Source organism: Actinomycetospora chiangmaiensis DSM 45062 (assembly GCF_000379625.1).
In the GTDB taxonomy this organism is placed as follows: domain Bacteria; phylum Actinomycetota; class Actinomycetes; order Mycobacteriales; family Pseudonocardiaceae; genus Actinomycetospora; species Actinomycetospora chiangmaiensis.
Genome location: NZ_KB903244.1, coordinates 325,566 through 350,972 on the forward strand (window position 1 = coordinate 325,566; position 25,407 = coordinate 350,972).

The window sequence follows — 25,407 nt, forward strand, 5'->3', positions numbered from 1 at the left end:
TCGGTGGTGACGAGCCCGCCGTCGGGAAGGATCAGGCCGGTCAGGAGGTCGCCTCCGCGGCCGGCTTCGCGCCCGCGCCCTCGGCCCCGGTGCCCTGCGGGGCACCGTTGGTGGCCGACGCGTCCGCCGCGTCGTCCTCCTTGACCGGGAGCAGGCTGATCTTGCCGCGGTTGTCGATGTCGGTGATCTCGACGCGGATCTTGTCGCCGACGTTCACGACGTCCTCGACCTTGCCGATCCGCTTGCCGCCGCCGAGCTTCGAGATGTGGACCAGGCCGTCGCGGCCCGGCACCAGCGAGACGAAGGCCCCGAAGGCGGCCGTCTTGACGACGGTGCCGAGGTAGCGCTCGCCGATCTTCGGCATCTGCGGGTTGGCGATGGCGTTGATCCGGTCGACCGCCGCCTGGGCGCTCGGCCCGTCGGCCGCACCGACGTAGATCGTGCCGTCGTCCTCGATGGAGATGTCGGCGCCGGTCTCCTCGGTGATCGAGTTGATCATCTTGCCCTTCGGGCCGATGACCTCGCCGATCTTGTCGACCGGGACCTTCACCGTGGTGATGCGCGGGGCGAACTCGCTCATCTCGTCGGGCGAGTCGATGGCCTCGGCCATGACGTCGAGGATCGCGAGGCGGGCGCCGCGGGCCTGGGTGAGGGCCTTGGCGAGGACCTCCGAGGGGATGCCGTCGAGCTTCGTGTCGAGCTGCAGCGCCGTCACGAAGTCCTTGGTCCCGGCGACCTTGAAGTCCATGTCACCGAACGCGTCCTCGGCACCGAGGATGTCGGTCAGCGCGACGAAGGTCTCCTGGCCGTCGACCTCGCCCGAGACGAGGCCCATCGCGATGCCCGCGACCGGCGCCTTCAGCGGCACACCGGCGTTGAGCAGCGACATCGTCGAGGCGCAGACCGAGCCCATCGACGTCGAGCCGTTGGAGCCGAGGGCCTCGGAGACCTGCCGGATCGCGTAGGGGAACTCCTCGCGGGTCGGCAGGACCGGGACGAGCGCCCGCTCGGCGAGCGCGCCGTGGCCGATCTCGCGGCGCTTCGGCGAGCCGACGCGGCCGGTCTCGCCGGTGGAGAACGGCGGGAAGTTGTAGTGGTGCATGTAGCGCTTCGTCGTCTCCGGGGTGAGGGAGTCGATCGACTGCTCCATGCGCAGCATGTTCAGCGTGGTGACGCCGAGGATCTGGGTCTCGCCGCGCTCGAACAGCGCCGAGCCGTGCGCGCGCGGGATGACCTCGACCTCGGCGGCCAGCGGCCGGATGTCGGTGACGCCGCGGCCGTCGATGCGGAAGCCCTCGGTGAGGATCTTCTTCCGGACGGTCGACTTGGTCAGCGACCGGAACGCCTCGCCGATCTCCTTCTCGCGACCCTCGAACTTGGGGGCGAGCTCGGTGACCAGGCGCTCCTTGACCGCGTCCTGGGCGGCGTCGCGCTCCTGCTTGCCCGCGATCGCGAGAGCCTTGTCCAGCTCGTCGCCGGCCGCGGAGGTCACGGCGTCGAGGACGTCGGACTGGTAGGGCGGGAAGGTCGGGTAGTCCTTCGTCGACACGCCGAGCGAGGTGTAGAGGTTCTGCTGCGCCTCGCAGAGCGTGCGCAGGAACGGCTTCGCGGCCTCCATGCCGGCGGCCACGGTCTCCTCGGTGGGCGCCTGGGCGCCCCCGGCGACGAGCGAGACGGCCTTGTCGGTGGCCTCGGCCTCGACCATGGAGATCGCGACGTCGGAGCCGTCGGAGGTGATCGAGCCCGCGATCACCATGTCGAACACGGCGTCCTCGAGCTGCTCCCACGTGGGGAACGCGACCCACTGGCCGTTGATCAGGGCGACGCGGGTGGCGCCGACGGGGCCCTCGAAGGGCAGGCCGGAGATCTGGGTGGAGGCCGACGCGGCGTTGATCGCGAGCACGTCGTACGGGTCGTTCGGGTCCAGGCTCTGGACCGTGACGACGACCTGGACCTCGTTGCGCAGGTTCGCGGCGAACGTCGGGCGCAGCGGGCGGTCGATGAGGCGGCAGGTGAGGATCGCGTCGGTCGACGGGCGGCCCTCGCGCCGGAAGAACGAGCCGGGGATGCGCCCGACGGCGTACATCCGCTCCTCGACGTCCACGGTCAGCGGGAAGAAGTCGAAGTTGTCCTTCGGCCGCTTCGACGCGGTGGTCGCCGAGAGGAGCATCGTCTCCTCGTCGAGGTAGGCGACGACGGCACCCGCGGCCTGGCGGGCCAGGCGGCCCGACTCGAAGCGGATCGTGCGGCTGCCGAAAGCGCCGTTGTCGAGGACGGCGGTGGTCTCGTGGACCCCGGTCTCGGTGTCGACGACGGCAGGTGTGGCGGAGTTCGCCATGGGTGGCCTCCAGAGGGAACGGTGAGGCGAGTCCCGCGCCTCCCACCTGGTGACGTGACCGGTCTTCGATCGAAGCGCCCGGACGCTCGTTCCGGGAGCCACTGTCGGAGACCGGGTCCTCCCCGGGTGGGGCGACGGCGGCGGGGCTCGTGTTCAGGTGTCGGTGGTGCAGATCGGGCCGCCCGCGAGGGTGTCGCGGGCGGCCCGGGGGGTCAGCGGCGCAGGCCGAGACGCTCGATCAGCGTGCGGTAGCGGTTGATGTCCACCGACGCCACGTACTTCAGCAGGCGGCGGCGGCGACCCACCAGCAGCAGCAGGCCGCGGCGGGAGTGGTGGTCGTGCTTGTGCTGCTTCAGGTGCTCGGTGAGCTGGGTGATCCGCTTCGTCAGCAGCGCCACCTGGGCCTCGGGAGACCCCGTGTCGGTGGTGTGCACGCCGTACTCGGAGAGGATCGACTTCTTCTGCTCGGTGGTCAGGGCCACGTCGGTGGTGCTCCTCGTGTCTTCGATGCCGTACCCGGGCTCGGACGCCCGGTACCGTGTGTCTTCCCGACGGCGGGTGCGGCGCGACGCCGCGTTCTCCCACGTCTCGGTGCCCGGCCACCACGGACCGCAGCCGGATCACTCCCGAGTCTACCGGGGACCTCCGACGGCCTCGTCGGCGCCCGGTGCGCCGACCAGCGGCAACCGCTCGAGCACCCGGTACGGCGTCCCGCTCGCGACGAGGGCGACCGCGTCCGGGCGCCATCGCGGACCGTGGTGGTCCCGCAGCGCCGCGGGCACCGGTCCGCTCCCCCGCGCCACGGTGAGGTGGGCGACGTGGTCGGCGGGGTCGGTGGCGACGGCCTGCAGGACCCGCTGCCACGCGGGCTCGTCGTCGGGGTGCACGCCCAGCCACAGCGCGGAGCCGAAGACCCCCGCCCCGGCGCAGTGCAGGCCGGTGGTCGCCGTCCCGCCGGCGAGTCCCCGGCGCAGGTCCGCGGCGACCGCCCCGGGGTCCGCGTCGGCGTGGAAGCGCAGCGTCACGTGCCGACGCTCGCGGGCGACGGGCCGCCACCGGTCCCGGTCGAGATCCGCGACCACCGCGTCGACGGCGGCGTTCACCGCCTCGTCGGGGAACACCGCGACGAACAGGCGCACTAGATCCCGAGGAGCTTGCGGGTGTTCGCGACGTCGCCGTCCATCGCCGTGATGAGCTCCTCGACCGAGTCGAAGCGCTCCTGGCCCCGCACCCGGGCGACGAACTCGACGCCGACCCGCTGGCCGTAGAAGTCCTCGGTGTGGTCGAGGACGAACGCCTCCACGGTCCGCTGCTGCCCCGAGAAGGTGGGGTTGGTGCCGACCGACACCGCCGTCGGCAGCTTCTCCCCGTCGCGGATGAACCAGCCGGCGTAGACGCCGTCGGCGGGGATCGCGGCGTGGGCCGTCGCGGCGACGTTCGCCGTCGGGTAGCCCAGGTCGCGGCCGCGCTGGTCGCCCTTGACCACCACGCCCTCGACGCGGTGCGGGCGTCCGAGGGCGTCCGCGGCGGCCTCGACGTCGCCCGCCGCGATGCAGCTGCGGATGTAGGTCGACGAGTAGGTCACGGTGCGCCCCCGGTCTCCGTCCTCCACCAGGTCGAGGCCGACCGCCTCGAACCCGAACCGCTGGCCGAGCCGCACGAGCTCCGGGACGTCCCCGGCCGCGCGGTAGCCGTAGGTGAAGTTCTTGCCGACCACCACCGCCGAGGCGTGCAGCCGGTCGACGAGCAGCTCGTGGACGAACTCGTCGGCCTCCACGCGGGCGAAGTCGGTGGTGAACGGCAGCACCCAGAACGCGTCGATCCCGAGACCGGCGACGAGGTCCGCCCGGCGCGCGAGCGTGGTCAGCTGCGCCGGGTGCGACCCGGGGCGGAGCACCTCGCTCGGGTGCGGGTCGAACGTGATGAGGGTGGTCGGCAGGCCGCCGAGCTCCCGCGCCCGCTCGACCGCGTGGCCGATGAGCTGCTGGTGACCGCGGTGCACCCCGTCGAACACGCCGATGGTCACCACGCAGCGACCCCAGCCGGGGGGCACGCCGTCACGACCGCGCCAGCGTTGCACGTGCCTCGGGCCTCCCCGCGGGGGTGTCGTCGGATCATGCCCAGCCTACGGCCGGGCCCGGTGGGCTTCCCCGGGACGGGGGCGGCGTCACCTCACCCGGTGTCGGGCCGTTTCGCGAGCGTCACACCGGGCAGGCCGGAGCGCCGCTGGACCTGCTCCACGTGACCCTCGCGGACGGCCGGGCCGACTCAGCTCGCCGGCGCGAGCACCAGCACCGGGCGGGCGCGTCCCTCGGAGTCGGCGACCAGCCCGACGACGTGCCCGTCCGGGCCGAACACGGCCGTGGTGCCGGGCTCGCCGGTCGGCGGCAGCGGGCGGCCGTGGGCGAGGTCGGCCGCTCCGGCGGCGTCGACGTCGCGGCGGGGGAACGCCGTGCCGGTGGCGGCGTCGAGGTCCAGCGACAGCCCGGCCCGGCCCGCCTCCCCGTCCGCCTCCGCGACGAGCTCGTCGACGGTGCGGGCGTGGGCCAGGGTGAACGGCCCGACCCGGGTCCGACGCAGCGCCGTCAGGTGACCGCCGACCGCCAGTGCGGCGCCCAGGTCGCGCGCGAGGGCCCGCACGTAGGTGCCTGACGAGCAGTCGACGAGCACGTCCAGGTCGAGCGCCTCCCCCTCGTGGCGTCGGTCGAGGACGTCGAAGCGGGCCACGTGCACCGGCCGCGCGGGCAGCACGATCTCCTCGCCGGCCCGCACGCGCTCGTAGGCGCGGCGGCCGTCGACCTTGATCGCGGACACCGTGCTCGGCACCTGCTCGATGTTCCCGGTCAGGGCGGCCACGCCGGCGTCGACCGCGGCGTCGGTGACGGCGGACGCGTCAGCCGTGGCGGTGACCTCGCCCTCGGTGTCGTCGGTGGTGGTGGCGGCCCCGAGCCGGATGGTCGCGAGGTAGGTCTTGGTGTCGAGCGCGAGGTGCCCCAGCAGCTTCGTCGCCCGCTCGATGCCGAGGACCAGGACCCCGGTGGCCATCGGGTCGAGCGTGCCCGCGTGCCCGACCTTCCGGGTGCCGACGAGCCGGCGGGCCTTGCCGACGACGTCGTGCGAGGTCCACCCGGCGGGCTTGTCGACGACGAGCAGGCCGGGCGGCGGGGGCGGGCGGCGGGGAGCCTTGGCGTTCATCACCCGGGATCCTCCCCTGCCCGGGCGGCCACGGCGATCAGGGGCACAGCAGCCCGAAGGGGATCGAGACGGCGGGGACGTCGGGCGGGTGCGGCACGTCCGGTGGGCCGTGCGACCACACCGGCAGCGCCGCGAGCCACGCCGGCCCGGGCGGGTCGGCGCCGATCGCCCCCTCCCACGGGACGGCGAGCCACCCCGTCGTCGTGATCGTGCTCGGCCGGCCCGTCCACACGAGCACGACGTGGCGCAGGCCCGGTTCGCGCTCCGGCGCCCGCCGGGGCACCGGGAAGCCGTCCAGCGCGAGCTGACCGCCGACCGGCAGGTAGCCCGCACCGTTCTCGGCCGCGGCGTCGACGCGGAGGGCGCCGTCCCAGCGCAACGCGGCGAAGTTCGGCGCCGGGCCGTGACCCGGCGGTGCCTTCATCGCGTGCAGGGCCACGTGCTCGTGCTCGACGACCAGCGAGTTGCGGGGCGCCCCGATCCGCACGCCCCGTCCCGCCCACTCCGACGCCACCGCGAGCAGCCGGGTGCGCAGGTTCTCCGACGAGGTGAGGCCGAGCGTCAGCGCCGTGTCCCCCGCGACGGCCGGGTCGTGGCGCGCCACGTTGTGCTCCCACACCGCGGCGACGGCGTCCTCGAGGAGCCCGAGCACCCCGAGGGCCCGCCACCGGTCCCGTACCTCCCGGAGCCACGCCATCGCGCCCGGATCCCACCGTCCATCCATGCCCGGGATGGAACCAGAACCCCCCGACAGCGTGACCCGACCCGTCGTCGGGAAGGAGGACTACGTCTTCGGGCCGCCCGCGACGTAGATGACCTGGCCGGACACATAGCCCGCACGCTCGTCGACGAAGAACGACACCATGTTGGCGATGTCCTCCGGGACGCCGACGCGCTGCACCGGGATCTCCTTGGCGCGCGCGGCCTGCCACTCCTCCCAGTCCTGCCCGAGGCGCTCGGCGGTCGCCTTCGTCATCTCCGAGGCGATGAAGCCGGGGGCGACGCAGTTCGCGGTGATGCCGAAGCGGCCGAGCTCGATGGCGAGGGTCTTGGTGAAGCCCTGCAGGCCGGCCTTGGCCGCGGAGTAGTTGACCTGGCCGCGGTTGCCCAGCGCCGAGGTCGACGACAGGTTCACGATGCGGCCGAAGTGCTCGGCGACCATGTGGCCCTGGACCGCGCGGGTCATGAGGAACGAGCCGCGCAGGTGCACGCCCATGACCTGGTCCCAGTCGGACTCGGTCATCTTGAACAGCAGGTTGTCCCGCGTGATCCCGGCGTTGTTGATCAGCACCGTGGGCGGGCCGAGCTCCGCGACGATCCGCTCGACCGCCGCGGTGACGGCGTCGTTGTCGGACACGTCCGCGCCGACCGCGATCGACGTCCCGCCGGCCTCGGTGATCGCGTCCGCGGTGCCCTTCGCGGCGGACTCGTCGAGGTCGATCACGGCGACGGCCAGCCCGTCGGCGGCCAGACGCAGCGCGGTCGCGGCCCCGAGACCGCGGGCGGCGCCCGTGACGATCGCGACGCGGGGGGTGGGAGCGGTCATGACAGGAGGACCTCCTGGTACGGGTCGGTTCCGGCCCATCCTGCACCCGGGGCTTTCCGGACGACGGGTGGGACCGGTCACGCCTGACCGGTCACCTTCCCCGTCGCTGCGCTCGCCCCCGTCACCATCCACCGATCGCCCCGCGCCCGGAGTCCGACCCCGACCGCGCGGCCGAGCATGAACAGCGACAGTCCGGCCCACACCCCGGCCAGGCCCCACCCGAAGGCCAGGGACGCCCAGATCGCGGGGAGGAAGCCCAGGAGCGCGCACCCGAGCGTGAGCCGGCGCAGGAACGCCGCGTCCGCCGCGCCGAGCAGGACCCCGTCCAGGGCGAAGACGAACCCGGCGACCGGCTGCAGCGCCACGAAGAACCACCAGGCGGCCGGGATGGTGGCGAGCACCGTCGGGTCGGGGGTGAACACGCGCGGCAGGACGCCCGCGAGCGCGGCGAACACGAGGCCGGCCACGACGCCGAGCGCGATGCCGTAACCGGTGACCCGCCGGGTGACGATGCGCGCGGAGGCGGCCGCCGCGGCGCCCAGGGCCGCGCCGACCAGCTGCTGCGCCGCGATCGCGAGGGAGTCGAGCACCGTCGCCATGAAGGCCCACAGCTGGAGCACCACCTGGTGCGCGGCGACCGACGACGCCCCGAACCGCGCGCAGACGGCGGTCGCGGAGAGAAAGCAGGCCTGGAACGCGAGGCTGCGCAGCAGGAGGTCGCGGCCGAGCCCGAGCTGGGCGCGCAGGTCGGCGCCCACTGGCCGCAGGGTCACGCCGAGGCGCCCCGTCTCGCGCACGAGCGCCCCGACGAAGAGCAGGAGCACGACCGTCTGCGCCCCGACGTTCGCGATGGCCGAGCCCTCGAGGCCGAGCCCGACCCCGTGCACCAGGATCGGGCACGCGATCGCGGAGGCCCCGTTGCCGGCGAGCACCACGACGACGGGGGCGCGGGTCGACTGCACGCCGCGCATCCAGCCGTTGCCGGCCATCGCGACGAGGATGCCGGGCGCGCCGAACAGCGCGATCCGCATCCAGCCGACGGCCTCGTCGGCGAGGACCCCACCGCCGCCGAGCGCGTCCGCGACGGGCCGGGCCAGCAGCTGACCGACCACGACGACCGCGACACCCGCGAGCACCGCCAGCCACGTGGCGGCCACGCCCTCGGCGACCGCGCGGTCGCGACGGCCGGCGCCGAACGCCCGCGCGGCCCGTGCGGTGGTGCCGTAGGCCAGGAACGTGCCCAGGGAGGACACCTGTGCGAGGACCACCGCGCCGACGGCGAGCGCGCCCAGGGGCAGGGCCCCGAGGCGGCCCACCACGGCGGTGTCGACGAGCAGGTACAGCGGTTCCGCGACGAGCACCACCAGGGCGGCCGCGGAGAGCGACAGCACCCGGGTGGGCCCGGCGTCGAGCGAGGTGGTCACCGGGCTCCCCGACGATGTGGCTTCTCTGCCACTGGGTGACAGCAACGACGCTTCCCTGCCACCAGGGGCAGGGTGATCAGGCGCGGGAGGGCCCGTCGTCGGGGTCGTCCTCGTCCAGGCCGTCCTCGTCGTCGTCCTCGTGCGGCTTCCGGTACGGGTCGGCCTCGCCGGCGTAGCTCGCGCCGGACGCGAGCGAGGCGACCTCCTCGTCGGCCGCGCGGACTCCGGCCAGCAGCTCCTCCATACGCGCGGCGCCCTCGGGCACCGCGTCGGGGACGAACGCGATCGACGGGGTGTGGCGGACACCGGTCTGGCGTCCGACCGCGGTCCGGACGACACCGGTCGCGCTGGCGAGCGCGGTCGCGGAGTTGTCGTGGTCGGTCTCGTCGCCGTAGACGGTGTAGTACACCGTCGCCTCGCGGAGATCCGCGGTGACGCGGGCGTCGGTGATGGTGACCAGCTTCAGGCGCGGGTCCTTCACCTCGTGCTCCAGCGTCGAGGCGGCGATCTGGATGATCCGCTTGGCGAGCCGCCGGGCGCGGGGTGCATCGGCCATCTCGGGCCATCCTCCAACAGATCAGTCGTCGTGCGGACCGAGCCAGCGGGTCCGCGCGGAGAGCACCTGGAACTCGGGGTGTGAGCTCACCAGGCGCTCGCAGTGGTCGAGCACGTCCGAGACGTGCTCGGCGTCCGCGGCCACCACCGCCACGCCGATGAGGGCGCGGCGGTGGAGGTCGAGGTGTCCGGCCTCGGCGACCGAGACCGCGTACTTCCGCTTCAGCTCGGCGACGACGGGTCGCACGACCGAGCGCTTCTGCTTGATCGAGAACACGTCCCCGAGCAGCAGGTCGAGCTCGAGGACGCCTACGAACACGGCGTCCCCGAGCTCACCATGACCGTCACTCGCGCGGCTTCTCCCGCATCTCGTAGGTCATGATCTTGTCCTCGACCTTGATGTCGTTGAACGACCCGAGCGTCAGACCGCACTCGTAGCCGTCGCGGACCTCGGTCGCGTCGTCCTTGAACCGCTTGAGCGAGTTGATCGTCAGGTTCTCGGCGACGACCGCACCGTCGCGGACCAGTCGGGCCTTGGCGTTGCGCCGGATGATCCCCTCGGTGACCAGGCAACCCGCGATCGTGCCGATGCGCGAGGAGCGGAAGACCTCGCGCACCTCTGCGGTGCCGAGCTCGACCTCCTCGTAGATCGGCTTGAGCATGCCCTTGAGGGCCGCCTCGATCTCGTCGATGGCCTGGTAGATCACCGAGTAGTAGCGGATGTCGACGCCCTCGCGGTTGGCCAGCTCCGTGGCCTTGCCCTCGGCACGGACGTTGAAGCCCATGACGATGACGTCGGACGCGATCGCGAGGTTGATGTCGCCCTCGGTGATCGCACCGACCCCGCGGTGCAGGACCCGCAGCTGGACCTCGTCGCCGACGTCCAGCTTCACCAGCGCGTCCTCGAGCGCCTCGACCGTACCCGAGTTGTCACCCTTGATGATCAGGTTGAGCTCGTTGGTCTCCTTCAGCGCGGCGTCGAGGTCCTCGAGCGAGATGCGCTTGCGGCGGCTCGCCAGCTGGGCGTTGCGCTCACGCGCACGCCGCCGGTCGGCGATCTGCCGGGCCACGCGGTCCTCGTCGACGACCAGGAACGTGTCGCCCGCACCGGGCACCGACGTGAAGCCGATGACCTGCACCGGGCGCGAGGGCAGGGCCTCGCGCACGTCCTCGCCGAACTCGTCGAGCATCCGTCGGACACGCCCGGAGGCGTCGCCCGCGACCACCGAGTCCCCGACGCGGAGCGTGCCGCGCTGGACCAGGACGGTCGCCACCGGGCCGCGGCCACGGTCGAGGTGGGCCTCGATCGCGACACCCTGGGCCTCCATGTCCGGGTTGGCCCGGAGGTCCAGCGAGGCGTCCGCGGTGAGCAGGACGGCCTCGAGCAGCCCGTCGATGTTGATGTTCTCGCGTGCCGAGATGTCGACGAACATCGTGTCGCCACCGAACTCCTCGGCGACGAGGTTGTACTCGGTGAGCTGCTGACGGATCTTGGAGGGGTTCGCGCCCTCCTTGTCGATCTTGTTCACCGCGACCACGATCGGCACGTCGGCCGCCTGGGCGTGGTTGATCGCCTCCACCGTCTGCGGCATGACGCCGTCGTCGGCCGCGACCACGATCACCGCGATGTCCGTGGACTTCGCACCACGGGCACGCATGGCGGTGAACGCCTCGTGACCCGGGGTGTCGATGAACGTGATGAGCCGCTCCTCGCCCTCCAGCTCGGTCTCGACCTGGTAGGCGCCGATGTGCTGGGTGATGCCGCCGGCCTCGCCCTCGGCCACCTTCGTCTTGCGGATGGTGTCCAGCAGGCGCGTCTTGCCGTGGTCGACGTGACCCATGACGGTGACGACCGGCGGCCGGGCCGCGAGGTCGTCCTCGTCGCCCTCGTCGGAGCCGTAGCTGATCGAGAACGACTCGAGCAGCTCGCGGTCCTCCTCCTCGGGGGACACGACCTGCACGTCGTAGTTCATCTCGCCGCCGAGCAGCTCGAGGATGTCGTCGGACACCGACTGGGTGGCCGTGACCATCTCGCCCAGGTGGAACAGCACCTGGACCAGCGACGCGGGGTTCGCGTCGATCTTCTCGGCGAAGTCGGTCAGCGACGCGCCGCGGGGCAGCCGGACGGTCTCGCCCTTGCCCTTCGGCAGGCGGACACCGCCGACCGACGGCGCCTGCATGTTGTCGAATTCCTGACGCTTCTGCCGCTTCGACTTGCGACCACGGCGCACCGGGCCACCGGCGCGACCGAACGCACCCGCGGCGCCGCCACCACGGCCGCGGCCACCGCCACCACCGGGACGACCGCGGAAACCACCCGCGGGGGCACCGCCACCACCGCCACCGGGGCCACCGCCACCGGGACGGAAGCCACCGCCGCCGCCACCGGGACGACCGCCGCCGCCACCGGGACGACCACCGGGGCCGCCACGACCGGGGCCACCGGGACCGCCACGACCGGGCGCACCGGCGGGACGGGCCGGCATCATGCCGGGGTTCGGGCGCGGGGGCATGTTGCCCGGGTTCGCGCCGCCGGAACCACCGGGACGCGGCGGACGGTCGTTCGCCGCCGGGCGCTCGCCGTCACGCGGCGGACGCGGCATGGGGGCCTCGCCGTCCCGCGGCGGACGCGGCGGGCGCTCGCCCGTGCCGCCGCCACCGGGACGCGGTGCCTGCGGACGGGGCGGGGCCCCGGAGCCGACACCGAAGGGGTTGTTGCCGACCCGCGGGGTCTTCGGACCCGGGCGCGGGGCGGACGGACGCGGCGCGGTGGAGGTGTCGCCGGCGGATGCCGCAGCGGCCGCGGGACGCTCCTGCTGGCCCGGGCGCGGCGCGCCGGGACGCTGGTCGCCGGGACGGCCCTGGCCGGGACGGGGACCGCCCTGGCGCTGGTCGCCGCCACGCTCGACGGTGCCGCCACGCTGGCTGCCCGGCTTCGGGATGCCACGGGGCTGACGGTCGGGACGGTCGGTGCCGCTCGGGCGCGGACCACGGTCCTGCCCACGGTCCTGCCCACGGTCCTGGCCACGGTCCTGCCCGGGACGCGGGCCCGGGCGCTCGGCGCCCGGACGCGGGGCGTCGGACGGCCGCGGGGCCGCCGGGCTGGGCGCGGACGCGGCCGGCGCCGACTCCGCCGGAGCGGAGGCCGCAGGGACGGCCGGGGCCGCGGGAGCGGCCGGGGCCGCCGGGCCGGGACGCGGTGCGCCACCGGGACGCGGGCCGGGAGCCGGGGCGGACGCGCTGCCGTTGCCGTTGCCGCCGGAGGACGAGCCGCCGGGGCGGGCGCCGGGACGCGGGCCGCGCGACGGGCCACCGTTGCCGCCGCCGTTCATGGAGTCGCGCAGCTTGCGCGCGACGGGAGCCTCGACCGTCGAGGACGCGGACTTCACGAACTCGCCGAGCGACTCCAACTGCGAAAGTACCTGCTTGCTGGTGACGCCGAGCTCCTTCGCGAGCTCGTGCACCCGGGCCTTGCCTGCCACTGATCTCCTCATTCTCGAGGTCGGCGGCATGCCCGCGACCTCGTGTCCTACGCCTGCGCGCTCATCGCGAGTGCTTCACGGCTGGCTCATGGGGGTCGACCTGCTTCCTGGTTCTCCGACCCCGACGGGCGTCGGGGCCTGCGCTCGGGTCGGTCGGTGTCGGTTGCGGTGCGAGCAGTGCGTGCAGGGCACCGAGATCCAACGGCCCCGGGACGCGCAGCGCCCGGGGGAACGCCGATCGGCGCTCCGCGCGGTGCAGACAGTCGGCGTCGGGATGCACCCAGGCACCCCGCCCCGGCTCGCGACGCCGTGGGTCGGGCACACAGGTCCCGTCCACGGCCACCACTCGCAGCAATTGCGACACCGGCCCCCGCGATCGGCACCCCACACAGGTGCGCACCGGTCCTTCGATCGGTGGAACCTCGTGGTGTACCGGACGGGTCCGGGCCATGTCTGACTCTACCGCGTCCTCGCCGCGTCGCCGAAGCCCCGTACCCACGCTCAGGGCGCGACGAGGTCGGAGCCGGGCTCCGCGTCCGAGCGGATGTCGATGCGCCAGCCCGTGAGCCGCGCGGCGAGGCGGGCGTTCTGACCCTCCTTGCCGATGGCCAGCGAGAGCTGGTAGTCGGGCACGACGACGCGGGCGGCGCGGGCGCGGAGGTCGACCACCTCGACCGAGACCACCTTGGACGGCGAGAGGGCGTTGCCCACGAACTCCGCCGGGTCGTCCGAGTGGTCGATGATGTCGATCTTCTCACCGTGCAGCTCGTCCATCACGCCGCGCACCCGGGCGCCCATGGGTCCGATGCAGGCGCCCTTGGCGTTGAGCCCGGGCACGGTGGACCGCACGGCGATCTTGGAGCGGTAGCCCGCCTCGCGGGCGATCGCGGTGATCTCCACGGCGCCGCTGGCGATCTCGGGCACCTCGAACGCGAACAGCTTGCGCACCAGGTTCGGGTGCGTCCGGGAGAGCGTCACCGCCGTGCCGCGCGGGGTCCGCGAGACCCCGACCACGTAACAGCGCACCCGCTCGCCGTGTTCCAGCTTCTCCCCGGGCACCTGCTCGGCGGAGGGGATGACGCCCTCGACGGTGCCGATGTCGACGACCACCACGCCGCGGGCGTTGGCCCGCGCGTCGCGCTGCACGACCCCGGAGACGACCTCGCCCTCGCGGGTGGCGTACTCGCCGTAGCTGCGGTCGTTCTCCGCGTCGCGCAGCTTCGCGACGACGACCTGCCGGGCCGTCGACGCCGCGATGCGGTCGAAGCCCGCGGGGGTGTCGTCGACCTCGCCGACGGTCTCGCCGTCCTCGCCGGTCTCGGGGACGAGGACGCGGATCTCCCCGGAGGTGCGGTCGACCTCGGCCCGCGCGCCGGGCGCCTCGTTGCCGGCCTGGCGGTAGGCGGTCAGCAGGGCCGACTCGATGGCCGCGACGACCGTCTCGAAGGCGATGTCCTTGTCACGCTCGATCGCGCGCAGGGCCATCAGGTCGACCTTCACTGCTGCACCTTCTCCTTGTCCGATCGGTCATCCCGCAGGGCCTCGACCTGCGCCTCGGGCGCCGGCTTGAACTCGACCTCGACCCCGGCCCGCTCCACCCGGTCGAGCGGGACCTCCTGCAGTCCCTTCTCGACGGCGAGCGTGACCGCTTCGTCGGTCACGGCACCGACCCGGCCCGAGAGCTTCGTCCCGTCGGTGAGGGTGACCGCCACGCGGCGCAGCCACGCCTTGCGCCAGTGCCGGGGCTCGGTCAGCGGCCGGTCGGTGCCGGGGGTCGAGACCTCGAGGGTGTACTCCCCCAGCACCGCGCCGTGCGCCTCCTCGTGGGCGTCGACGGCCGCGGCGACGTCGCGGCTCAGCGCGGCGACGGCGTCGAGGTCGACGCCTCCGGCGGGGCCGTCGTCGACGGCGGGTGCGTCGGGCGTGTCGACGGTGACGCGGACGAGGAGACGGCGGCCTGCAGGGCGCACGTCGAGGTCGTCGAGCACGAAGCCGGCCCGCTCGACGACGTCGAGAACGACGGGCGTCAGGGCGGTGGCGGCGGCACCGGTGGGTGGGCCCACGGGCACGGGTCAGCCTCCAGGACGGTGAGGGAGCGGTGCCCCCAGAGTAGTCCCGCCCCCGGCTGGCACGATGGCCGGTGATGCCGCTCCTGTCCCGTCGATCCTTCGCCGTCCTGGCGGCGGGTGCGGTCGCCCTGGGGGCCACCGGGTGCGCCCGCGACGAGGGGCCCGACGAGCTCGAGGCGCCGTGGGCGGCCGCGCGGGCCGACGCGGCCCTGGCCGCCGCCGCGGCCGGCGCGTTCCCCGACGCCGCCGCCCGGCTCACCCCGGTCGCCGACGCCCGACGCGTCCACGCCGAGGCGCTCGCGGCGGAGATCCGGCGGGCCCGTCCGGACCGCGCGGAGGTGCTCGACGCCCCCGCACCGGCCGTCGGGAACCCGCCGTCCGCCGCCGACGCGACCGCCTCGCTCACGCGGTCGCTGGGCGCGGCCCGCGACGCCGGCGGCGCGCTCGCCGTCACGACGGCCCGCTACCGCGCCGGGCTCGTCGCGTCCGTCGCGGCCTCGTGCGCGGGCTGGGCGGAGGCGCTGGCCGCATGACCGCACCGCTGGACTCCCCGGACCCCCGGGACGCCGCCCAGGCCGCCCTCGGCGCGGAGCACGCCGCGGTCTGGTGCTACGGGCTCGCGACCGCGTTCCTGCCCGCCTCCGCCGCCCAGCCGCTCGCGGACGCGGCGCTCGCCCACCGGCAGCGCCGGGACGCGCTGATCGCCCAGCTCGAGGCGGCGGGTCAGCCGCCGGTGCCCGCCGCGGCCGCCTACGCCACCCCCCGGCCGGTGACCGACGCCGCGAGCGCCGCGGCCCTGCTCGTGGTGGCCGAGGACGACGTCGCCACGGCCTGGCGGGCCGTGCTGGAGCGCACCGACGACCGGGGGCTGCGGACCACCGGCGTCGGGGCGATGACGGCGGCCGCGACGACCGGGCGGCGCTGGCGGGTGCTCGCCGGCATCACGCCGTCCGTGGCACCCCTCCCGGGCACGCCCGGGGCCACGTGAGGCTTGTTTACCGATCAGCCGGTAAGTAAGCTGCCCTCATGTCAGCGCGAGCACCATGACCCGGGCGGCCTCGCGGACCGTCTCCAGGTCGGCGTCCGGCCCGGCGGCGAGCCCGGCGCAGCTGACGGCCTCGAGGGCGAGGCGGACCACCACGCGCCGGGTCGGGTCGGCCCCGGCCGCGAGGACGTCGACGAGGGCGTCGATTCCGGGAGGGACGGCCTGCTCGGGCGTGGTGGCCCGCTGGAGGGCGGGACGGTTCGCCAGCGCGAACCGCAGGCCGTCGAGCTGCTCCTGCGAGGCCGTGTCGACCCGGCGCAGGGCCGTCTCCCGAAGCAGGCCGGGCCCCGGCTCCTGCTCGCCGACCCAGGCGAGCAGCGCGTCGATCTCGTCGCGCCGCTGCTCGGAGAGGGCCGCCAGCAGGGCCTCCTTGCCCGCGAAGTGGTAGTAGAGCGCCGCGTTGGTGAGGCCGACCGCCGCCGCGACGTCCCGCATCGAGGTCGCGTCGTACCCGCGCTCGGTGAACAGCCGGCGCGCGGCCACGAGCACCGCCTCCCGGGTCTCCGGCCCGGCGTTCGCCCCCGCGCGCTTCGGCATGCCCGCCAACTTACCGGTCGATCGATAACGAGGGTGCCATGTCCGTGCTCTGCCTGGTCCTGTGCGGCGTCCTCGCCGGCGGCGAGCTGCTCGTGCGCTGGGGGCTCGCCCCGGCCCTGCGGGCGCTGCCCGACGACGCCCACGTCCGCGCGCGGGTCGCCCTGGTGCACCGGCTGCGCGTGGTCGTCCCGGTCGTGATCGTGCCGACCGTCGTCGTCACGGTGGTGGTCGTGGCCCGGGGCGGCGACGCCGTGGCCTGGGCCGCCGTCGGGGCGCTCGCGGTCTTCGTCCTGGTCACCGGCGTCGGGACCGTGCCCGTCAACATGCGCATCGCGCGCTGGGACCCGGCCGACCCGCCGTCGGGATGGCAGGGCCTCGTGCGGCGGTGGGAGCGGATCGACGTGGTGCGCTCGTCGGCCGCCCTGCTCGCCTTCGTGCTCCTGGCCGCCGCCCACCTCGCCTGACGGCGGGTGCTACCGCAGGCCGAGCGCGGTCCGGGCCACGCGATCCAGCGTCGACTCCGGGACCTTCGCCCCGCCGGTGCCGTCGGTCTCGGTGATGACGACGGACTCCCCGAGCTGCGTCGAGGCGTAGCCGGCGCCGGAGAGCCCGGTCGGGGCGCCCGGGTAGCCGTGTCCCTCGCGGAGCAGGTCCGCCACGTTGCCCGTGCCGGAGGAGTCGACGAGCGACTTGAGGGCCGCGGCGGACGCGGCGTCGTGCATCCGGACGACGGCGACCGACGCGACGACCGGGGTGCCGCCGGCGTCGGCGGTCCAGAGCGCGCGGTCGAGCTGCGTGCACGGGCGTTCCTGCAGGAACTGCACGGCGAGGCCGTAGGCGTGGCCCTCGCAGGTCGGCTCCGTGGTGACGACGCGCTGGGTCCAGGACATGCCGTCCACCACGCGCACCGGCTCGGCTGAGATCTCCTCGGGCGCGGTCCCGCCGCTGCGCACCACCAGCACGGCGACGCCGAGCGCGAGCCCGAAGGCGACCGTCGCGGCCACACCGAGGCCGCGCCAGGTCGCCATCCACCCCGGGAGGGCCGGGAGCGCCACCTCCCGCCGCGCCCGCCGACGACGGCGGGTGTCGCCGGGGATGCCCCCCAGCCGCGGCGACTCCTCCGGGCCCGGGACGGACCCGGGCGCCACCGTGAGGGGCGCGGTGGCCGGGCGGGCGAGGGGCCCGCCCGGGTTCGAGACGGCCGCGGACCGGGCGGCGGGGACCGCGCCGGGCGGGAGCGACCCCGCGAAGCCGGCGGCCGCGAGGTCGACCGGGTCGGGCACGAACTCGGCCAGCCGCCAGGCGGCGAAGAGCCGGCGGACCTCGGCGGCGTCGAGCACCGTCGGGCCGGACGAGGCGGTCAGCACGAGGCTCGCGGCGGTGGCGACCCCGATGCCCGCGTCCTCGGCGGTGCGCTCCGGGTCGCGACGGTCCGGCGCCGGACGGTCGACCACGGGGACGACCTGGCGGGGCGCCGTGGGCGTGGGGTCGGCGAGGGCGAGCAGCCGGTCGATCTCGGCGGCGGCACGGTCCTGCGCGCCGGCCGCACCGCCCGGGCCCGCGGGGACCGGCACCCGGTCCCCGGCCGGGACGAGCCCGAGGACCCCGTCGGGCCGGAGCACGAGGGCGTCGAGGACGCCGTCGGGACCGCCCGGCAGCGCGACGGCCACCCCGGGTGCCGTGGGGAGCCCGTCGAGCAGACGACGGGTCCGGCGCACGCGCTCCGGTGCGATCCCGTGACGGGGATCCGGGGCGACGAGGAGCATCCGACCTCCACGACCGGGTGACGACGGGCGGCGCTCACGGTAGCCGCCGAGATCACGGAAGCGTCACGACCCCCGCCTTGTCGCGTCGGTCACCCGCCCGGACGCCGCCGCTCGCCGATCCGGGCGACCATCGGCGTGAGGGTGCGCGCCGCCGTCGGGAGCATCGACTGCGTCCGGGTGAGCCAACCCCGCCACCCGGGGAGCACCCGCAGCTCGCGCCGGCCGTCGAGCATCGCGATCCCGGCGGCGACGACCTCGTCGACACCGAGCACCCGCGGGCCGGTGAACAGCAGCGCCGACGACGGCCGGTCGGACACCGCGCGCAGCAGCTCGGTGGATACCGCGTCGGGGCAGAGCGCGAGGCAGCGGATCGGCCGCCGGGCCCCGCCGAGCTCGGTGTGCAGGGCCTGGACGTAGGAGAGCGCGGCGGCCTTGGAGGCGCCGTAGATCGCGAGACCCGGCGTCGGGCCGAGCCCGGAGAGCGAGACGACGTTGAGGATGTCGCCGCGGCGCATCACGTCGACCGCGGCCCGGCAGCCGTGGACCACGCCGAGGGTGTTGATCTCGACGGTCGCGGTGACCTCGGCGTCGGTGGCCTCCCAGACCGGGGCGGTGGAGAGCACGCCGGCGTTGTTGACCCACACCGTGACCTCGCCGAGGTCGGCCGCCGCGGCCGCGACGGACCGGTGGGCGCCGGGGTCGCGCACGTCGAGCGGGAGGGCGGTGGCCGGGCCGGGCAGGGCGTCGGCGGTCCGCGTCGCAGCGGCGCCGTCGACGTCGGTGACCACGACGTGGAGCCCGCGGTCCGACAGCGCCCGGGCCAGGCCGGCGCCGATCCCCCGTCCCGCGCCGGTGACGACGGCGACGTCGGTCATGTGCTGCTCCTCTCGGGCTCCCGTGCCAGCAATGCGTCACTGCTGGCACCCAGTGGCAGGAAATCCGGCTTCGTGGCGCGGAGTCTCGCGCACCTGTCGTCGGGACGGCGGACGTAGGCTCCTCGGCGATGCGCAGCGAGGAGATCCAGGTCCGGACGGGCGAGCAGGAGACGGTCCGGGACATCACGGCGGAGTGCGAACGGTTCCTGCGCGACGCGGGCGCGGACGACGGCCTGCTGCACGTGTTCGTCCCGCACGCGACCGCGGGGATCGCGGTGATCGAGACGGGCGCCGGGTCGGACTCCGACCTGCTGCGCCAGCTGCACGAGATCCTCCCCGCCGACGACCGCTGGGGGCATCGTCACGGCTCCCCCGGCCACGGGCGCGACCACGTGCTCCCGGCGCTGATTGCGCCGTCCATGAGCGTGCCGGTGCTCGGCGGGCGGATGGCGCTGGGCACGTGGCAGTCGGTCTGCCTGGTCGACACCAATACCGACAACCCCTCGCGCAAGATTCGTCTCAGCCTGCTCGCGGGCTGAGCGGATCTTGGCATCCTGGACGACGTGAACACCGACGTCCTCGTCATCGGCGCCGGCCCGGCCGGCTCGTCCGCGGCCGCGTGGGCCGCGCAGGCGGGCCACGACGTCGTCCTCGCCGACGCCGCCGTCTTCCCCCGCGACAAGGCCTGCGGCGACGGCCTGACCCCCCGCGCGATCGCCGAGCTGACGAAGCTCGGACTCGGCGAATGGGTCCGCGGCCGGGGCGAGAACCGCGGTCTGCGTGCCGCCGGGTTCGGGCAGCTCCTGACGCTGCCGTGGCCGGGTGGCTCGCTCCCCGCGCACGGGGGCGCGGTGGCACGGACCGAGCTCGACGCCCGCATCCGTTCGGTGGCGCTGGAGCGCGGCGCGGTGCCCGTCGAGGGCCGCCGCGCGGTGGACGTGGAGTTCGCCGGGGACGCGGTGTCCGCGGTCGTGTTCGACGACGGGTCGCGAATCTCCTGCCGTCGGCTGATCGTCGCGGACGGGGCGAGGTCGACCCTGGGCCGGGTGCTCGGGCGGGTCTGGCACAAGGACACGGCGTTCGGTGTCGCCGCGCGGGGCTACATCACCTCGGCGCGCCACGACGACCCGTGGATCTCCTCGCACCTCGAGCTGCGCGGCACCGAGAACGAGGTGCTCTCCGGCTACGGCTGGGTGTTCCCGCTGCACGACGGGTCGGTGAACATCGGCGTCGGGACGCTCGCCACCGACAGGCGTCCGGCCAACGTCCGGCTCCGGTCCCTCATCCAGCACTACGCGGCGCAGCGCCGGGAGGACTGGCAGCTCTCCGGCGAGGTCCGCGACGTCGCCTCGGCGCTGCTACCGATGGGCGGCGCCGTGTCCGGCGTGGCGGGCCGCAACTGGGCGCTGGTCGGCGACGCCGCGGGCTGCGTGAACCCCCTCAACGGCGAGGGCATCGACTACGGGCTCGAGACCGGCCGGCTCGTCGTCGACCTGTTCGACGCCGACGACTGGTCGCTCGCCTGGCCGGCGACCCTGCGCTCGCACTACGGCTCGGCCTTCTCCATCGCCCGCCGCCTCGCGAAGCTCCTGACGGTGCCGAAGCTGCTCCCCGTCGCGGGTCCGGTGGGTATGCGGTCGAAGGCGCTCATGACGGTGGCCCTGCGCGTGATGGGCAACCTCGTCACCGAGGCCGACCACGACGTGGTGGCCCGGGCGTGGCGGCTGGCGGGGAAGGCGTCGCTGAAGGCCGACGAGCTGCCCCCGTTCCCGGCGGCCGACCTGCGGACGCCGGTCGCGGGCTGACGACCCGACCCTGCCGCTCCCGACTCCGCCCGCGCCCGCGTCGCGACGGGGCGTGACTGTCAGACCTTCGTACTAGTGTTCGAATCATGCCGCAGGACCTGCCGTCCGACCCCCGTGCCGAGCTGGCGTCGACCCTCGCCACGTCGGGGGTGCCGCTGCTCGCGCGGGCCGTCGCCGCAGACGTCCTCGGCACGGTGGGCGTGCGCGCGGTGCTCGACTGTCTGGCCTCGCTGGCCGCCGACGGCCATGACGCCGGCGCCCTGGCGGAGGCCGAGGAGTTCCTGACCTCGATCGCCGCGGCCACCGACCCGGCGTACGTCGAGCAGGAACTGCGCGTGCACTGCGACGAGGTCCTGCGGCCGCACCTGGCCGGGGACGAGGACCGGGGCGACGACGCGTGGGACGCCGACGCGTGGCCCGTCGCGACCGACCGACCCGTCCGTGAGGTCGCCCGGAACCTCGACAGGGGGCCCACCACCCTCCGGTGTCGAGGCGGAGCAGCGGCCGCGCCCGGATCAGGGCGTGATGACGACCTTGAGCGCGAGGTTCGCCGCCGCATTGCCGAACACGTCGTAGGCCTCGTCGATCTGGTCGAAGGTGAACGAGTGCGTCCCCATCTTCTCGGCGGGGATGCGGCCCGAGGCGACCATCTTCAGCAGCGTCGGGATCGACACCGTGTCGACCAGGCCCATCGTCAGGGTCACGTTCGCGATCCACATGTCCTGCATCGGGATCTCCACCGGCGTGCCGTGGACACCGACGTTGGCGATCGTCCCGCCGGGCCGCACGAGCGACGCCGCGGTCAGCAGGGTCTCCGGGTAGCCGACCGCCTCGATGGCCACGTCGACCCCGAGCCCGTCGGTCAGCCCGACGACGTCCGACACCGTGCCCGGCCCGACCTCGACCGCGTCGGTCGCACCGAACTCGATCGCCTTCTCGAGCCGGAACTTGTTCGAATCGATGGCGATGACCTTGGAGGCGCCCCAGAGACCCGTCGTCAGGACCGCGGAGAGTCCGACCGCCCCGGCGCCGACGACGGCCACCGTGTGACCGGGCCGCACCCCGCCTGCGAGGACCCCGACCTCGTAGCCGGTGGGCAGCGAGTCGGCCAGGAAGATGGCCTGCTCGTCGGTGACCTCCGGGGGGACGGCGTAGAGGGAGGTGTCGGCGTAGGGCACCCGCACGTACTCGGCCTGGGTGCCGTCGATGAGGTGCCCGAAGATCCAGCCGATCCCGCCGACGGTCTGGCAGTGCGACGGCATGCCGCGCTGGCAGTACTCGCAGCGCCCGCACTTGGTGATCGCGGGGACGAGGACCCGGTCGCCCACCGAGAACCCGCGCACGGCGCCGCCGACCTCGGTGATCGTGCCGACGGCCTCGTGGCCGAGGATGCGGCCGTCGGTCACGGCGGCCACGTCGCCCTGCAGGATGTGCAGGTCGGTGCCGCAGATCGTCGTGGTGTCGACCTTGACGACGACGTCGGTGGGTTCGACGATCGCGGCGTCCGGGACGTCCTCCCAGGCCTTCCGACCGGGACCGTGGTACACAAGGGCCTTCATCGCGACCTCCGCTGGTTGCGCCCGCTCTGCGTCCCCGACGCTATGGCGCAGGCCACACGGCGACTGTCCGATTCCGGGACATCCTCCGGCCCGCCTGCCGACGACGGAGCGGGTGCTGTCCCGGGGCCGGGACACCCGTCAGGCGATGTAGCTGATCCCGAACGCGTCGATCTTGCGGTACAGCGACGACCGGGCGATACCGAGCATCGCGGCGGCCTTGTAGCGGTTCCCGCGGGTCTCGTAGAGCGCGTGGATGATCGCGTCGGCCTGGGCGGTCTCGAGCATCGTCAGGCGCGGGGCGCTGGTGAAGCACAGGGCCGGGAGGTCGGGCGGCTGCACGATCCCGACCGGCTTGCGCGCCACGACGTAGCGCAGCACGTCCTCCAGCTCGGCGATGTTGCCCGGCCAGGCGTAGCCCTCGAGCACGCGGACGACCTGGTGCGAGAGCCGCAGCGACCGGCCGCCGCTCATCGCGCGCAGGACGGCCTGGGCGAGCCCGGCGAGCTCGTCCGTGCGGTGGCGCAGCGCGGGCACCCGGACGGTGTCGTGGAAGTGGCGCAGGAGCAGCCCGTAGGGCCGGCCCGCGTCGACGGCGGCCGAGTCGAGGCAGCCGACGACGATCACCTGTCCCGGTATCGCGGTCAGGGGTCGGAGGGCCTCGTCGAGCCGGCGGGCCGCGACCGGCGTCAAAGCGTGCACCTGGTCGAGCAGGACGAGGTGCGCGTCGCCACCGCCCGGGTCGAGCCGGAGGTCGTCGGCGGGGGCGGAACAGTCCACGGTCGTCGAGGTGCCGCGCGGGAACAGGAACGTGAACCGCTCCCGCGCGAGCGTGCGCTTCCCGACCCCGGTCTCCCCCACGAGCAGCAGGTGCCGCCGTCGGCCGAGCGCCGCGGTGGCGTCGCGCCGCACCCGCGCGTAGGGACCGAACAGGTCCTGGGTCGCGCGTCGCCGGGCCTCCTCCCCCGACGACGGGTCGCGGTGCAGGTCCGCCGCGAAGTCGCGTCGGGCGGTCGGCGCGACGTGGGAGCCCTGGCGACGTCGGGCCTCGCGCGCCGCCACGCTCACCCGCCCGGCGCCGGCGTGCACCGCGACCGGACCGCCGGCGAGCACCGCGCCGAACACCTCCCCGTCGTCCCCGTGCACCTCCCGCAGGTCGACCTCGGCGCACGTCCCGGACGGCAGGTCGAGGTGGCGGGGCCCGCCCGTCTCACCGAGCAGGACGCAGGCGGTGAGCGCGTCGGCGAGGGTCTGCCGGTCGGCGTCGGGCAGGGCGACGACCTCCCGGCCGAGCCAGGTCTCGTCGCCGGTCGCCGCCACCACCCACGGGACGCCCTCGGCCCGCAGGGCGGACATCGCGTCGTGGACGGCGAGCACGCGGCGGCGACGGTCGCGCTCGTCGTGGTCGGCCACCGCGTCGGCGAGCAGCCGGGCCACCGCGACCGACACCGGGTCCCCGGCGTGCGCGACCATCACGATCTGGCCGGCGCCGACCGGCGCGGCCGCCTCCCGCAGCGTCCGCCACGCGGGGTGCAGGTGTTCCGGGCCGTCGACCAGCACGGCCCGCCCCTCGGCCCGCGCGACGGCCGCGGCCGTGGTGCCGACGGCGGCCTCGTCGCACCGGTGGCCCGGGACGAACCCCGCCGCGTCGAGGAGCTCGCCGAGCGCGGGGTCGGTGTCGTAGCGCACCCGGACGACACCGTCGTCGCCGACGAGCGCGACCGAGCATCCCCCCTCGGGGTTCTCCCGGACGAAGCGGTGCAGGACGGCGTCGGCGGCCGCGACGAGGGGCCCGCCGTCGTGGTGGCCGACGAACGGCGGGTCCGTCGGCAGGACGGCCGAGCGCTCCCACGACGCCACGATCTCCTCGCGCACGGCGCCCGCGGGCAGCGACGCCCGGCCGCCGCGCCGGAACCGTTCGCGGGCGGCGTCGAGCACCCGGGCCGCCGTCACGGCTCCGCACGGTAGGCCCGGTCGGCGCGTCCCCACCAGAAACCGGTCCCCGTCGGCAGACCCTGCCGACGATGCGGCTCACTCCGCGGCCCGGGCCAGCCCCGTCGCGCTCGTGACCTGGTCCAGGGCCAGCGCGACCGCGCCGTACAGAGCGGCGTCGGCGCCCAGCACCCCGTCGCGGACCGGGGTCGGCGACGCGCGGCGCCACGCCATGAGCCCGGCGCGGTACGCCGTGTCGAACGCCGGCCCGCGCAGCCGCGGGGCGAGGCCGCCGAGGACGACGACGTCGGGGTCGTGCGCGTTCACCAGGCCCGCGAGACCCCGTCCCAGGGCGGCACCCGCGCCCGCCACGGCGGCCCGCGCCGCGGGGTCCTGCCGGTCCAGGACCGTCGTCGCGAACGTCCGGGGGTCCGCGGGCGGGGCCACTCCGAGTCGCCGCGCGAGGCCGTAGCCGTCCACCTCCGGACCCCAGCAGCCCCGGGCGCCGCACCCGCACATCACCGCCGGGTCGCCGAACGGCAGGTGCCCGAACTCGCCGGCCGCGCCGTGGGCCCCCGTCTGCGGTCGCCCGTCGAGGAGCAGGGTCCCGCCGAGGCCGACCTCCACCAGCACCGACAGCGCCGTCCCCGCGCCGGCGGCCGCACCGCTGCGGGCCTCTGCGAGCCCCGCGAGGGTCGCGTCGTTGCCCTGCAGCACCGGCAACGCGGCGCCGCCGGTGAGGCGCGCGTGGTCGAGCGTCGTCCAGTCCAGCTCGCCGGCGTGCACCACCCGGCCGTCGGACAGCGGCGCGGGGTAGGAGACGGCCAGGGCGAGCGCGCCCCGCTCCCCCACGGCCGCGCCCACCTCCTCCGGGCACTCCCGGACCCGCCGTCCGGATGCCACCACCGTGGGGACGCCGTCGAGCCCCGCGACCCCGAGCCGCCAGTCCTCGTGGCGCAGGTCCAGGGCGAGCACGGTCGGGCCGTCGGGGGCGGGGACCAGGCACGTCGTCGGGCGGCCGCGCCCGGACACCGGCGCCCGCTCCTCGGCCACCCAGCCCGCGGTGCGCAGCCGGGCGACCGTCTCCGTGGTCGTCGCGCTCGACAGGCCCAGGCGCTCGGCGAGGGCCACCCGGGTCACCCCGGGCGCATCGCGCACGACGTCGAGCACGCGGGCGGCGGTACGCCAACGGTCGACCGCCGCGCGACCGGGCTCACAGCGGATCCCGGGTTCACCACCCGTCGTCGGGAACATCCCTCGATTATCCTCGGTTGGCGAGGAA

25 protein-coding genes are annotated in these 25,407 nt (G+C 74.9%); 5 read left to right on the plus strand and 20 right to left on the minus strand.

All coding sequences use genetic code 11. The features are described 5' to 3' along the window. Positions 1-40 precede the first annotated feature (40 nt). The 14 genes from A3CO_RS0123410 to rimP all read right to left on the minus strand — a co-directional run bounded on the left by A3CO_RS0123410 (position 41) and on the right by rimP (position 14,603). Positions 41-2,338 carry a polyribonucleotide nucleotidyltransferase gene (locus A3CO_RS0123410; RefSeq protein WP_018334687.1) on the minus strand — a complete coding sequence of 766 codons (2,298 nt, stop codon included), beginning with the start codon at positions 2,336-2,338 and terminating at the stop codon, positions 41-43. Between the two features lie 212 nt (positions 2,339-2,550). Next, on the minus strand, positions 2,551-2,820 hold the full coding sequence (gene rpsO, locus A3CO_RS0123415) for a 30S ribosomal protein S15 (protein WP_018334688.1): 270 nt from the start codon (positions 2,818-2,820) through the stop codon (positions 2,551-2,553). Between the two features lie 150 nt (positions 2,821-2,970). After that, the gene (locus A3CO_RS33995) at positions 2,971-3,477 is read right to left on the minus strand and encodes a 2'-5' RNA ligase family protein (RefSeq protein ID WP_018334689.1); all 507 of its coding nucleotides are present in this window, start codon (positions 3,475-3,477) and stop codon (positions 2,971-2,973) included. Further along, a complete protein-coding gene (locus tag A3CO_RS0123425; RefSeq protein ID WP_026204921.1) occupies positions 3,477-4,418 on the minus strand; it encodes a bifunctional riboflavin kinase/FAD synthetase in 942 nt (313 codons plus the stop codon). The genes A3CO_RS33995 and A3CO_RS0123425 overlap by 1 nt, the downstream gene beginning before the upstream one ends. Positions 4,419-4,606: 188 nt before the next feature. After that, positions 4,607-5,533, minus strand: coding sequence for a tRNA pseudouridine(55) synthase TruB (gene truB / locus A3CO_RS0123430; protein WP_033414850.1), 927 nt, complete (start codon positions 5,531-5,533; stop codon positions 4,607-4,609). Between the two features lie 37 nt (positions 5,534-5,570). Further along, a complete protein-coding gene (locus tag A3CO_RS0123435; RefSeq protein WP_157647808.1) occupies positions 5,571-6,257 on the minus strand; it encodes a hypothetical protein in 687 nt (228 codons plus the stop codon). Between the two features lie 60 nt (positions 6,258-6,317). Beyond that, positions 6,318-7,079, minus strand: a complete 762-nt coding sequence (gene fabG / locus A3CO_RS0123440; protein ID WP_018334693.1) for a 3-oxoacyl-ACP reductase FabG — start codon at positions 7,077-7,079, stop codon at positions 6,318-6,320. A 77-nt stretch (positions 7,080-7,156) separates the two neighbouring features. Next, positions 7,157-8,503 (minus strand): MATE family efflux transporter, encoded by a 1,347-nt coding sequence (locus A3CO_RS0123445; RefSeq protein ID WP_018334694.1) that lies wholly within the window; start codon positions 8,501-8,503, stop codon positions 7,157-7,159. A gap of 76 nt (positions 8,504-8,579) precedes the next feature. Beyond that, positions 8,580-9,059: a 30S ribosome-binding factor RbfA gene (gene rbfA, locus A3CO_RS0123450; protein ID WP_018334695.1), complete on the minus strand. Its 480-nt coding sequence runs from the start codon at positions 9,057-9,059 to the stop codon at positions 8,580-8,582. Between the two features lie 21 nt (positions 9,060-9,080). Continuing rightward, positions 9,081-9,377, minus strand: coding sequence for a DUF503 domain-containing protein (locus tag A3CO_RS0123455; protein WP_018334696.1), 297 nt, complete (start codon positions 9,375-9,377; stop codon positions 9,081-9,083). Positions 9,378-9,402: 25 nt separating this feature from the next. Beyond that, the gene (gene infB / locus A3CO_RS0123460) at positions 9,403-12,540 is read right to left on the minus strand and encodes a translation initiation factor IF-2 (RefSeq protein WP_018334697.1); all 3,138 of its coding nucleotides are present in this window, start codon (positions 12,538-12,540) and stop codon (positions 9,403-9,405) included. Positions 12,541-12,601: 61 nt separating this feature from the next. Continuing rightward, the gene (locus tag A3CO_RS37215; protein ID WP_211214536.1) at positions 12,602-12,991 is read right to left on the minus strand and encodes a YlxR family protein; all 390 of its coding nucleotides are present in this window, start codon (positions 12,989-12,991) and stop codon (positions 12,602-12,604) included. Between the two features lie 50 nt (positions 12,992-13,041). Next, a complete protein-coding gene (nusA, locus tag A3CO_RS0123465) occupies positions 13,042-14,040 on the minus strand; it encodes a transcription termination factor NusA (RefSeq protein WP_018334698.1) in 999 nt (332 codons plus the stop codon). Beyond that, positions 14,037-14,603: a ribosome maturation factor RimP gene (gene rimP / locus A3CO_RS0123470; RefSeq protein WP_018334699.1), complete on the minus strand. Its 567-nt coding sequence runs from the start codon at positions 14,601-14,603 to the stop codon at positions 14,037-14,039. The genes nusA and rimP overlap by 4 nt, the downstream gene beginning before the upstream one ends. An 80-nt stretch (positions 14,604-14,683) precedes the next feature. On the opposite strand from rimP, the gene A3CO_RS0123475 reads away from it, so the two are divergent. Together A3CO_RS0123475 and A3CO_RS0123480 are read left to right on the plus strand one after the other, a co-directional pair. Next, positions 14,684-15,142 carry a hypothetical protein gene (locus tag A3CO_RS0123475; protein WP_211214537.1) on the plus strand — a complete coding sequence of 153 codons (459 nt, stop codon included), beginning with the start codon at positions 14,684-14,686 and terminating at the stop codon, positions 15,140-15,142. Continuing rightward, positions 15,139-15,597, plus strand: coding sequence for a DUF4439 domain-containing protein (locus tag A3CO_RS0123480; protein ID WP_018334701.1), 459 nt, complete (start codon positions 15,139-15,141; stop codon positions 15,595-15,597). The genes A3CO_RS0123475 and A3CO_RS0123480 overlap by 4 nt, the downstream gene beginning before the upstream one ends. Before the next feature lie 36 nt (positions 15,598-15,633). Here the strand turns inward: A3CO_RS0123480 and A3CO_RS0123485 are convergent, their stop codons facing one another. Further along, complete coding sequence (locus tag A3CO_RS0123485; protein WP_018334702.1) at positions 15,634-16,191, minus strand: TetR/AcrR family transcriptional regulator; 558 nt, start codon at positions 16,189-16,191, stop codon at positions 15,634-15,636. Between the two features lie 38 nt (positions 16,192-16,229). Between A3CO_RS0123485 and A3CO_RS0123490 the strand changes: the two genes are divergently transcribed. Then, the gene (locus tag A3CO_RS0123490; protein WP_018334703.1) at positions 16,230-16,655 is read left to right on the plus strand and encodes an anthrone oxygenase family protein; all 426 of its coding nucleotides are present in this window, start codon (positions 16,230-16,232) and stop codon (positions 16,653-16,655) included. 9 nt (positions 16,656-16,664) lie between these two features. On the opposite strand, the gene A3CO_RS36245 is transcribed toward A3CO_RS0123490, so the two are convergent. Both A3CO_RS36245 and A3CO_RS0123500 read right to left on the minus strand, forming a co-directional pair. After that, positions 16,665-17,957 carry a hypothetical protein gene (locus A3CO_RS36245; protein ID WP_018334704.1) on the minus strand — a complete coding sequence of 431 codons (1,293 nt, stop codon included), beginning with the start codon at positions 17,955-17,957 and terminating at the stop codon, positions 16,665-16,667. Between the two features lie 89 nt (positions 17,958-18,046). Then, positions 18,047-18,832 carry an SDR family oxidoreductase gene (locus A3CO_RS0123500; RefSeq protein WP_018334705.1) on the minus strand — a complete coding sequence of 262 codons (786 nt, stop codon included), beginning with the start codon at positions 18,830-18,832 and terminating at the stop codon, positions 18,047-18,049. A gap of 128 nt (positions 18,833-18,960) precedes the next feature. Between A3CO_RS0123500 and A3CO_RS0123505 the strand changes: the two genes are divergently transcribed. Then, positions 18,961-19,371, plus strand: coding sequence for a secondary thiamine-phosphate synthase enzyme YjbQ (locus tag A3CO_RS0123505; protein ID WP_018334706.1), 411 nt, complete (start codon positions 18,961-18,963; stop codon positions 19,369-19,371). 24 nt (positions 19,372-19,395) lie between these two features. Beyond that, on the plus strand, positions 19,396-20,637 hold the full coding sequence (locus A3CO_RS0123510) for a geranylgeranyl reductase family protein (RefSeq protein WP_018334707.1): 1,242 nt from the start codon (positions 19,396-19,398) through the stop codon (positions 20,635-20,637). Positions 20,638-21,152: 515 nt separating this feature from the next. Here A3CO_RS0123510 and A3CO_RS0123520 read toward each other — a convergent pair. The 3 genes from A3CO_RS0123520 to A3CO_RS0123530 form a co-directional block, all read right to left on the minus strand. Then, positions 21,153-22,196 carry an alcohol dehydrogenase catalytic domain-containing protein gene (locus tag A3CO_RS0123520; RefSeq protein ID WP_026204923.1) on the minus strand — a complete coding sequence of 348 codons (1,044 nt, stop codon included), beginning with the start codon at positions 22,194-22,196 and terminating at the stop codon, positions 21,153-21,155. 138 nt (positions 22,197-22,334) lie between these two features. Further along, positions 22,335-24,146, minus strand: coding sequence for a helix-turn-helix domain-containing protein (locus tag A3CO_RS34005; protein ID WP_018334710.1), 1,812 nt, complete (start codon positions 24,144-24,146; stop codon positions 22,335-22,337). 78 nt (positions 24,147-24,224) lie between these two features. Further along, positions 24,225-25,379, minus strand: a complete 1,155-nt coding sequence (locus tag A3CO_RS0123530) for an ROK family protein (RefSeq protein ID WP_018334711.1) — start codon at positions 25,377-25,379, stop codon at positions 24,225-24,227. Positions 25,380-25,407 lie beyond the last annotated feature (28 nt).